Annotated in this window: 9 protein-coding genes and 1 pseudogene; 2 read left to right on the forward strand and 8 right to left on the reverse strand. The window is 34.8% G+C overall.

What is annotated here, in order from left to right; all coding sequences use genetic code 11:
- Positions 1 to 501: 501 nt before the first annotated feature.
- From QOS06_RS10135 to yjbM, 3 genes are read right to left on the reverse strand one after another with little or no spacing between them, the layout of a single operon-like run.
- The gene (locus QOS06_RS10135) at positions 502 to 1,407 is read right to left on the reverse strand and encodes an RluA family pseudouridine synthase (protein ID WP_003672235.1); all 906 of its coding nucleotides are present in this window, start codon (positions 1,405 to 1,407) and stop codon (positions 502 to 504) included.
- Positions 1,407 to 2,219: an NAD kinase gene (locus QOS06_RS10140; protein WP_003672236.1), complete on the reverse strand. Its 813-nt coding sequence runs from the start codon at positions 2,217 to 2,219 to the stop codon at positions 1,407 to 1,409. The genes QOS06_RS10135 and QOS06_RS10140 overlap by 1 nt, the downstream gene beginning before the upstream one ends.
- Before the next feature lie 3 nt (positions 2,220 to 2,222).
- Entirely contained in the window at positions 2,223 to 2,876 is a 654-nt protein-coding gene (yjbM, locus tag QOS06_RS10145) for a GTP diphosphokinase (RefSeq protein WP_003672237.1), read from the reverse strand.
- Between the two features lie 164 nt (positions 2,877 to 3,040).
- Here yjbM and QOS06_RS10150 point away from each other — a divergent pair, with 164 nt between their 5' ends.
- Positions 3,041 to 3,679, forward strand: coding sequence for a DsbA family protein (locus QOS06_RS10150; protein ID WP_003672238.1), 639 nt, complete (start codon positions 3,041 to 3,043; stop codon positions 3,677 to 3,679).
- Between the two features lie 70 nt (positions 3,680 to 3,749).
- On the opposite strand, the gene QOS06_RS10155 is transcribed toward QOS06_RS10150, so the two are convergent.
- The 4 genes from QOS06_RS10155 to spxA all read right to left on the reverse strand — a co-directional run bounded on the left by QOS06_RS10155 (position 3,750) and on the right by spxA (position 7,443).
- Positions 3,750 to 5,126 carry a C69 family dipeptidase gene (locus QOS06_RS10155; RefSeq protein WP_003672239.1) on the reverse strand — a complete coding sequence of 459 codons (1,377 nt, stop codon included), beginning with the start codon at positions 5,124 to 5,126 and terminating at the stop codon, positions 3,750 to 3,752.
- Between the two features lies 1 nt (position 5,127).
- Positions 5,128 to 6,162 carry a competence protein CoiA gene (locus tag QOS06_RS10160; RefSeq protein ID WP_003672240.1) on the reverse strand — a complete coding sequence of 345 codons (1,035 nt, stop codon included), beginning with the start codon at positions 6,160 to 6,162 and terminating at the stop codon, positions 5,128 to 5,130.
- An 82-nt stretch (positions 6,163 to 6,244) separates the two neighbouring features.
- A complete protein-coding gene (locus QOS06_RS10165; RefSeq protein ID WP_003672241.1) occupies positions 6,245 to 6,916 on the reverse strand; it encodes an adaptor protein MecA in 672 nt (223 codons plus the stop codon).
- Positions 6,917 to 7,041: 125 nt separating this feature from the next.
- A complete protein-coding gene (gene spxA / locus QOS06_RS10170; RefSeq protein WP_003672242.1) occupies positions 7,042 to 7,443 on the reverse strand; it encodes a transcriptional regulator SpxA in 402 nt (133 codons plus the stop codon).
- A gap of 247 nt (positions 7,444 to 7,690) precedes the next feature.
- On the opposite strand from spxA, the gene QOS06_RS10175 reads away from it, so the two are divergent.
- Entirely contained in the window at positions 7,691 to 8,182 is a 492-nt protein-coding gene (locus QOS06_RS10175) for a hypothetical protein (protein WP_003672243.1), read from the forward strand.
- Positions 8,183 to 8,348: 166 nt separating this feature from the next.
- On the opposite strand, the pseudogene QOS06_RS10180 reads toward QOS06_RS10175, so the two are convergent.
- Positions 8,349 to 8,585: pseudogene (locus tag QOS06_RS10180) on the reverse strand (IS30 family transposase); the annotation flags it as partial.

Genomic DNA, 8,585 nt, shown 5'->3' on the forward strand with positions numbered 1-8,585 from the left:
AACTTGAATAGCTCTCAATTATCTTTGTTATTAAGCGAATTGACTTCGCAAATGTTTTACTTCAAATCACATCGTGAATGAAGACCCTACACATTTGATTCGTCGAAACTTTGTTCAGTTTTCAAAGGTCTACCCGTTGGCTAATCAAGCAGCCAATCAACATGATTATTATAACATACATCAGATCAGCTTGTCAAGAAGAAAATTTAATTAATTTTGAATTCCTTTTGATCGATAACTCAATCAGCAACTTTATTAATATATCATGTCATCAAGTGGATGTCAATAGTTTTTCAGAAAACTATTTCAAGAATTAGTGACTTTACAACCATATTTACTCTTAATAATCTTAATAGATATGATCATTTATTCACATCTTTTCGATGACAATGTTTATATTTTACCCTATATTTTTATTATTTGCAATACCTTTTTTATAAAAATTACCAGTAAGTAAATTAATTTTATCTTCTGGTAATTTTCTACTAATTAATTCAATTACTAATATTCTTTTGCACTTAAAAGATCATCTTTAGCGTTTTTGAAATCACTTGGCAATGGTGCCAAAACAGTAATATTTTCACCTTTAAATGGACTATAAAAGCTCAGCCAATAACAATGGAGTGCTTGTCTAGCAATTAATCCTGATTCTTCACCATACATTTTATCGCCAATTAATGGGAAACCAAGGCTAGCAAAATGAACGCGAATTTGGTGTGTCCGCCCTGTATGCAACCTAATTTTGATAAGGCTTGCTTGAACATTACATTCTTGGCGCCAGTATTCAGTTACAGATGCTTTCCCTTCTTTCCCTACCATTCTTTTTACAAATGAACTGGGATCGCGTTGAATCGGCGCATCAATATAACCATGCTCTGCAGGAACTTTTCCTTTAATTAGAGCAAGATAGTTTTTCTTAACTAAATGTTTTTTTAACTGTTCATCTAGGACAGCATGGGCAAATCGGTGTTTAGGAAAAACAACTAAGCCGCTGGTGTCACGGTCTAAACGTGTCGCAACATGGGTAACCTGATTTTCATAATTTTGGCGCTTATAGTAGCCTTTTACCCGATTCACCAAACTATCGGCTACCGGAACGTTATGAGCCGGAACTGTCGCTACTCCTGCCGGCTTATTCATTATTAAAAAGTCTTGATCTTCATAAATAATATCGATAGGTGCCTCACTGATATCCACATTATCATTAGCAGTTTCCGGAGGGAGAATTAATGTTACTTTATCGTGGTAATTAACAGTATCAACTGCCCACTTATCTACCCCATTTATTTGCATTTTTCCTCCATGGTATATGGCTACTTTTAATAACGAAGAAGAAACCCCATACATTTTTAATGCCGATCGTAATTTCCGTGGTGTGCGATGATCATATATCCAATTAAATTCCATTAATGCACTCCACCAATAAATGAATCTTTTACTCGATTCCAGAAATTATTATGCCGATATTGAGCAAAATATATTCGTTGCTTAGAAACTCTATAAGATAATTCAGTTAGGTACCGCTCCTTCTCACTTTTAAGCATCCATTGATCACGATCGCATGTAAGCACATGCCCATTTTCATCACGCAAACGCAAAATTAACTCAGCATCAGCGCCAAAAATAATCGGTGAGCCTAGTGTCCGGAAAACCCGGTTGTTAAGTGAAGCCATTTCTGCTAACTGAAAGCCAACACTATTTGGATCGACAATGGCACCCCCGACTGATTTATTATAAGCAGTTGAACCGGTTGGAGTTGAAATACATAAACCATCCCCCCGAAAGTTTTCAAACAAATGATTATTAATGAACACATCACATACCATTGTTCGTGTAACATTCCGAATTGTTGATTCATTAAGTGCAATATAATTCTCTATCTGCCCATCAGAATAAGTAGCCTTCATAGCAAGTAGAGGATACGAAACTGCCTGTCCGCTATCTTTTACTAAACTATCAACTAAATCATCAATTTCAAAACTCCGCCAATCCGTATAAAATCCTAAGTGGCCAGTATGAATTCCAACAAAGCGAATGTTATTTAAGTCTTTTTGATAATGATGAAAAGCCGATAACAAAGTACCATCTCCACCGATTGTTATTACAACTTCTGGATTTTTTTCGACATAAGTTAAACCCGCCCGTTTCATTTCAGTCTTTAAAACCTTTGTCACTCGTTGAGATTCTGCTGTTTCATTATTATATATTCCAATTCTCATAATTTACTCCTTTAACTCGTCCTCATCAATAGAATTAGTTGACCTCCGCTTAGAAAACAATGTCTGTGCTTCCTTTATTTCTTCTCGAATCTCTGACATTTCATTATCAAGCTTAAATGCTGCCTCTGCGGCTCTTTGCAACCTTGCAGATAGCTCCTCAGGAAACTCACCTTGATATTTATAATTTAAGGAATGTTCTACTGTTGCCCAAAAGTTCATTGCAAGGGTACGTACTTGAATTTCAGCTAATATTCTTTTTTCTCCAGTAATTAATTGCACCGGATATTCAATAACAATATGATAGGAACGATATCCACTCGGTTTAACATTGGTGACGTAATCTCGTTCTTCTAAAATAGTCATATCACTTCGCTGCCGTAATAAGTCAACTACCTTATAAATATCTTCTACAAATTGACACATGATTCGTAAACCGGCAATATCTTGCATATCTTGCTCAAGTCGATCCTCTTGCACATGTCGTCTAATCATTTTTTCTTTAATACTATCAACTGGCTTTACTCGTCCAGTTACAAATTCAATCGGAGAATGTTGCGTTTGGTCTTGAAATTGCTTTCGCATCCCCCGTAATTTGACTTTTAGTTCATTTACGGCTTGCTGATATGGCAATAAAAAATGCTGCCAATCTTCAATCATAATTCAGCCTCCTGTTAAATCTCCGTATATTTTAGCACATTTATAATAATAACTCTTGTAATTATCTTAAAACTAAATTCTTTACAAATAGTTAGATATTTGCAAAAATAATTATGTTCACAGGATTAGGATTTTGAGTATACAAATGATCGGAGGGGTTAATTATGCTCGAACTTCATCTTTTTGTGAATCCATTAGGAATGCGCTGTTTACGGTGTGAAAAAGACGTGTTAAAAATTGATCGTGATTTAAATACAAAAATTAGTTATCAGTTTGTACCACTATTCAATATGAAAACGATCGATAGCACACTTAAATATTATCATCTTAATCCCCATGATCTTGCTGCAAGACAACAAGTATCAAAAACCCTTAACCAAATAATACTAGATTATAAAGCAGCCCTCTTCCAAGGACGAAAACGTGGACGGCATTATCTCTTACAATTACAATCTGCGCTTATTAACCAAGGCTTGGATTACAACGATGAATTAATTAATAAAATTGCACATGGTTCACACCTTGACTTAGAAATGTTTTTTGAGGATCGGCAAAGTCAACTTGCTAAGCAGGCTTTCCGTCAAGATCAAAAAATCGCAAGTGATCTAGGCGTATCAGAAACGGCTACCGCAGTCGTTTTTAACACCGAAGATTCTGATTACGGCCTAATGATTCCAAATTTTGACTATAATACTTTAATAAACGCATTTAAAAGCGGAAAATTGGCTCGATCTGCATCCTTAGATGAATTTGTGAACCAATATCGTCCGCCAAAGCTACAAATTATACAAAACAATAATTAATAAAAAAGAGATTGGAAAAGTTGGTCTTTCATTATTGCACCATCTATCCAACCTCTTTTTTATTTTCTGCCTAGAATTGTAATCGTTCTCTTGAAAAAGCAAGCTTTACTAGTTTCCCTAGTAATTTTTTGCTTTCGTCCACTGCGGTTTCGGCCATCCGATTATTAATTGTGGTTAAAAATGCACTCACATCCTGATGTTCTGCTATTTCCTTATCCGTATTATTTTGAACATTCATTGTTTTTGCCATTACTTGCAATTCAAAGTTTTCTTCAATATTCTGTGCTTGACCATAATTTTGGTCCCCAAGCGCAGCAATTGTATGAGTGAGCCAATACATATCGTCTATTGAATATTCAGTACTAGTGTTTCGATAAGGGATTGGTGTATCGTCAATATTTGCATAAAAGGGAACCACTGCATTAAAAGTATTAGGACCAAATGCTAACCAATGAACACCAGCAATACTTGCAGGAACATTATTACGTATTTGTAGAATATGTAATTCTAAGTTTCGGTTTAGTGCAATTGACCTAAATGGAGCTTTATCTCTTTCTAAATGATACGGATCAAAAGCTGTCCCTTGATAATGAGAACTCATTAACTTCTTAATCGTAGTTACAGTAAGCTTTTCTTTTGCATAACAGATGAATGGAAGGTTATTACTTTGCGGGTTAGCATTTATCGTCCCTAGTTGCTGCTGAACATACCATGCTCGTGGGTTGTTATAGACAGTATCAGTAGCAGTTGCACTTCCACAAATATGTCGTAAATTGTATTCGTCTTCGCTAGGATTCAACTTATTTTGATCAATCCACTGTTTCAAATTTGGTGAACTCATTGTATTGGGACTATCAAAATCAAAATTAGTAATATTAAATCGATTAGGGGCAATCACATAGGCATTGTCGGGAATTTTAACAGCTGCCCAATGATGACCGCCAATCGTTTCCATATACCACACTTCATTATTATCACTAAAAGCTATCGCATTAGCCTCATAAGTGCCATACTTTTCTAATAAACTTCCTAGTTTCTTAACACCATCTTGAGCACTCTTAATATAAGGAAGGACTAATGTTACAAAATCTTCTTCGCCAATTCCCGATAAGGTGTTATAAGGATCTATTGCTAATATCCGGGCATTAGTAGTAATAGTTTCAGTCGCACTCATCGCAACATTCAGACCATTGATACCGCCCGCACCAAAAATTCCATCTTTATCGTCAGCATCAGGCGTAGAAGTATATTTTAGCTTAGGAACTGGTAAATCAATTTTAAAGTCAGTTGTTTTGCTTTGATATTTACGTGGCTGTCTTTCTGGTTTTACTAATACAAATCTTTGAGGATCAAATGCATTACTATAATCTTCCTCACGACAAACTATAGTTGACCCGTCAATCGTTGCATTCTTTCCTGCTAAAAACATTGTACATGTGTGTTGCATACTATGATCTCCTTTTAACCAGCTGTAGTTTTAACTGTGAATCATTAAACCATCTTGGACGATGAATTAAAATAAGATGATTATCCCTTCTACAAATTACTTTAAAGGCAATTAATTCGTTTGTATATTGGTTGATAATAATATTGCGGATTGTTTCTGGAGGTAAACAACCAGGGAATAACCAATTGCTTTTGTTTACCTTCATTAATAATCTTTTCCATTCCTTATCTCCCCAAGAATAAAATAAGGGGAATTTCTCTATCTCTAATATTACACCAATTCGCCAGATAATCATTGGAATAGACATTGCCGGCCAGCTTGCAATGAGATCATGGCATACTAGTGGACATTCAGATAAAGCATGTCCAGTAAGTTTTAAAGCAGTTAATGATAGTTTTCTTATTTCTTTATTTGGAAAATGATACTGTTTCTTCTTTAACATTTCAATCTGCTCCATTAAAATAGTTTTTTTATCATACTTTAACCGGCTATAGGAGCAACGCCAATATTTCTGATCAATAACTAATTGCGCCCTTTTCACATCCCAAAACAAGAGAACAAACTGCCTTCTAAAGATTTGCGTAAACTGAACGATTTTCTTATTTCCCAAGTTACGCAAATAAGGCGATCCTAATATCCACCAAACCGGAATTCTTAACTGACGATACCCTTCATTACGTGCTAATAACTTTTCAAGGCTTAAGGGACTACATTGAAATTCAACTGCTACAGTTTGTCCATTAATTTCTAAAAGAATATCCGGTCGTTGAGTAATTGTTGGAAAATAGACTTCTAATTGCGGATTCCAATGATGCTTTTGTGCCCATTGATAAATCTGTTCTTTCCCTTTTAAATGTTCTAATGTTTCACCCTCGCTAAAGCCACAGTCATTTCCCTTCTTATGGGCATAATGAGTAATCTTATGCTTTCCTCGCCGCAAGATCACTCCCTGCCCGCATCCTGGACAATAATATGCCATATCGCTTTTTGCGTTTTCAGCCAACACTAATTGATCGTTATGAACTGCAATTAACATTTAATCCCCCTATATATTTATATACGGAAATTACTCAATTTTGCACGAAAAAAACTACGTTGAGTATGAACTCAAACGCAGCTTATTCAAAATAGTGTCGAATTAAATGCAAGGCAGATACTGACATTATTTTCTTTCCATGTTCACTTAAAAAATCAACCGTTGTTGCCGTGGGATTTCCATATTCATAAGCAAGAGCAAGCTGATCTTTAACATCATTACTGTTCAAAATAGAATCAGAATAAGCAATTGCTAAATAATACAAATCATTGTACTTATATAAATATGATGAAACATCATCATTATCGGCAATTTTCGCAAAATCAATTAAATCTTCAAAAGAATCAAACGTAATTACTTGCCAGTTCGTGTGCTGAATCTCATTATCTTCTGAATCATTAATCGCTGTTTTCCTTTGATCTTGATCCTGACTATTTTTTTGAATCAAATGTTGCTTAATATATTTGGACACCTGGTCATTAATCGGTCCATGCTGTTCATTCCCAGCAAAATTAGAATCATTTTTACTAATAAATAATTCTAAGCCATTATTAGTGGGCATCACCTGAAAAGTAACCGCATCGTTATTTTGGAATTGGCGATCAGTATCTACTTCTTTCAGGATACTATAAAAGAAATCCTCTATTTGCTGATGGTCACCTAGCAAATCTAGAATGGTGATACCCCGAGCAGATAAATCATCATTATCTACCAAAACGCGAATAGTATTTTCATTAATGCGTTCCATCTCCATTGAGCAGCACCTCCTTTTACCAAAACTAGATGTTACTTCTATTGTAAGGATTTTCGCTTAAAAGTAAAGTTACTCGGTTAAAAGAATAAAAAAAGGAAAGCATAATACTTTCCATATTCTATCAGTTAAATCATATTTGCTTTTTCTTGAGCCTCTACTAGTTCTAGTTCACGAACCTTTCGTGGTAAGAAGCGACGGATTTCGTCTTCGTTGTAACCTACTTGAAGCCGTTTATCATCAATAATAATCGGACGTCGTAACAATCCTGGATTTTTACTAATTAACTTAAACAGATCCTTCATCGACAAATCATTGAGATCTATGCTCAACTTCTGGTAAGCTTTAGACCGCTTTGAAATAATGTCTTCAGTACCATCTTCAGTCATCCGTAAAATATTCTTGATTTCATTTAAAGACAATGGTTCAGAAAAAATATTCCGTTCCTTAAAAGCAATATCATGTTCTTTTAGCCAGGCACGTGCTTTACGACAAGACGTGCAACTTGGAGACGTATATAGTGTAACCATTTCGTTTAGTGGCCTCCTTTATTAAGTTAAACTAGAACATTCATTAATACATTGTTTATTATACTCCCTATTCAATTAATATTAAAGCGATATAACAAAAATTATTGACTTTTTGTAAGTTCTATTGATATTAGATTTTCCATTTATGTCTTATCAAAAATAAAGTAGATAAAATTTACAATTTAATTATTTTACATTAAGTTGTACTATAATAAGTATGACTACTAACTTCTGAGGAGGGATTAATATGTTAACAAAAATTAGCTTAACATTTGGTTCACGACAAATTTTACAATCAATCATTGATAAATATCCCGAACGTCATTTTAAATTAATGCAGGCAACTACTCATACAAGAAAATTAGCATTATTTGATCTTTCTGGAAAAGATACTATTTTTCAGTCACCAGTAAAATTAACAACTCTTGATTCAACGCTAGATGCTCAATTAAATGGAATGTTTTACTACCAATCATTTCAAGTAAACGGTGACCGTCAAAAGCTACTTTATAATACACTTCAAAAGGTATTAACTGAACCAGCTAATATGAACGGTGGTTATATGCTTAGCGTTGATAATAAAGCGGAAGCTACTACTTTAGTTTTACTAACTGCTTGGGCCGATTTTGAAGCCTTAACTGCATGGAAGGAAAGCGATACTTTCACATCCTTAAAGAACTTTACTAGTATGGGGTCAGATAATAGTTATTATGATGAGATTTACAAACCCATTTTTTAATAAGTAGATAACGTAGGGTATTTGCCAATGGTATTTAACTGATACCTACAACAGGACTATGAATTATCATTTTTGGTAATTCATAGTCCTGTTTTTTAGGGTATACACTTTCTGGTATGGATAGAGATTCCATGCCAAATTTTTTATCCCGAAATGTCAATTTAAGTTAGAAAGAAAGTAGTTGCTCATCAGTGACGTAGGACATGAATACCTCATATGGAGTTCGATAGCCTAGTGATTTGCGGGGCAGGTTATTTCGCTTACTCATCAGTTGGGTCACCAATTCATCGGGAAGATTGCGGAAATTTAGCCGTTTTGTTAAGCCGTCCCGGCGTAAAAGACCGTTGTTGTTTTCGTTCAGCCCTCGTTGATTGGGAGCACCAACCTCGGCAAAGTAAGTGTG

This window comes from Limosilactobacillus sp. DJ3M12 (genome assembly GCF_947381695.1).
Taxonomy (GTDB): Bacteria; Bacillota; Bacilli; order Lactobacillales; family Lactobacillaceae; genus Limosilactobacillus; species Limosilactobacillus kinnaridis.

What these genes read in the sequence shown, in the direction of transcription:
- QOS06_RS10160 (WP_003672240.1), bottom strand. Translation starts at nt 6,162, where the DNA reads ATGTTAATTGCAGTTCATAACGATCAATTAGTGTTGGCTGAAAACGCA.
- QOS06_RS10140 (WP_003672236.1), bottom strand. Translation starts at nt 2,219, where the DNA reads ATGAGAATTGGAATATATAATAATGAAACAGCAGAATCTCAACGAGTG.
- QOS06_RS10150 (WP_003672238.1), top strand. Translation starts at nt 3,041, where the DNA reads ATGCTCGAACTTCATCTTTTTGTGAATCCATTAGGAATGCGCTGTTTA.
- QOS06_RS10155 (WP_003672239.1), bottom strand. Translation starts at nt 5,126, where the DNA reads ATGCAACACACATGTACAATGTTTTTAGCAGGAAAGAATGCAACGATT.
- spxA (WP_003672242.1), bottom strand. Translation starts at nt 7,443, where the DNA reads ATGGTTACACTATATACGTCTCCAAGTTGCACGTCTTGTCGTAAAGCA.
- QOS06_RS10165 (WP_003672241.1), bottom strand. Translation starts at nt 6,916, where the DNA reads ATGGAGATGGAACGCATTAATGAAAATACTATTCGCGTTTTGGTAGAT.
- QOS06_RS10135 (WP_003672235.1), bottom strand. Translation starts at nt 1,407, where the DNA reads ATGGAATTTAATTGGATATATGATCATCGCACACCACGGAAATTACGA.
- QOS06_RS10175 (WP_003672243.1), top strand. Translation starts at nt 7,691, where the DNA reads ATGTTAACAAAAATTAGCTTAACATTTGGTTCACGACAAATTTTACAA.
- yjbM (WP_003672237.1), bottom strand. Translation starts at nt 2,876, where the DNA reads ATGATTGAAGATTGGCAGCATTTTTTATTGCCATATCAGCAAGCCGTA.